We start from the raw sequence: 1,038 nt of genomic DNA on the forward strand, positions 1-1,038 counted from the left end.
GGCGCATTCGAGGGGTCGTCGCAACACCGGTTGATCAACTGGCTTTGGTCAGGAGCTTAGCGAGTCGCTGGGCTGGGGTTTCCCAGGCGAGTGTCTTTCGTGGTCTGGAGTTGAGTTCGGCGGCCACTGCTTCCAGGTCTTGCGGGGTGTGGACGCTCAGGTCGGTGCCTTTGGGGAAGTACTGGCGCAGCAGGCCGTTGGTGTTCTCGTTGGAGCCGCGCTGCCAGGGCGAGTGCGGATCGCAGAAGTAGACGGGCATGTCGGTGGCCATGGAGAACTGGTGGTGCAGGCCCATCTCCGAGCCCTGGTCCCAGGTCAGGGAGCGTCTCAGCTCAGTCGGGAGGGTCTGGATCGTGGCGGCCAGGGCGTCGCGCATGGTCTCGGCCGTCCGGTCATCGGGCAGGTGGACCAGCAGGACGTAGCGGCTGGCGCGCTCGACGAGGGTGCCGATCTGCGACGTCTGCTTGCGGCCGATGATCAGGTCGCCTTCCCAGTGGCCCGGGACGGCGCGGTCGGCGGCCTCGGCGGGGCGTTCACTGATCATGACCATCGGCGCGGCGTAGCGGGGCTGGCGCTGCTGGGCCCGGCGCCGCGGCTTGCGGTGGGCCCGGCCGGTGCGCAGCGCCCTGCCCAGCTCGCGGCGCAGCTCCCCGCGGCCCTGGACGTAGAGGGCCTTGTAGATGGTCTCGTGGCACACGCGCAGGTCCGGACGGTCGGGGAAGCGGACACGGAGCATCTGGCTGATCTGCTCCGGACTCCATTTCATCTCCAGCCAAGACTGGACTATGTCGCGCAGTTCGGGGCCGGCGTCGAACTTGCGGGTCTTGGGACGGGCACGGCGCGCGACGGCGCGGGCGTGGGCGGCGTGCGGCCGGTACCACCAGTTGCCGCGGGAGCCCTCGGTCCGGTTCCGGCGGACCTCGCGGCTGATGGTCGAGGGGTGGCGGCCCAGCTCGCCGGCGATGGTGCGCTGCGACGCGCCCTCGCGGATCCGGTCGGCGATGTGGATGCGCTCGGCTTCGCGCAGGTAGCGCGACG

At 70.2% G+C, this 1,038-nt stretch carries 1 protein-coding gene; it reads right to left on the bottom strand.

Annotated elements, in window-relative coordinates:
* Positions 1 to 34 precede the first annotated feature (34 nt).
* Positions 35 to 1,038: IS30 family transposase (locus AB0C84_RS46355; protein WP_361079346.1), on the bottom strand; the 1,004-nt coding region annotated here is incomplete at its 5' end.

The organism is Actinomadura sp. NPDC048955 (genome assembly GCF_040649435.1).
Taxonomy (GTDB): domain Bacteria; phylum Actinomycetota; class Actinomycetes; order Streptosporangiales; family Streptosporangiaceae; genus Spirillospora; species Spirillospora luteofluorescens.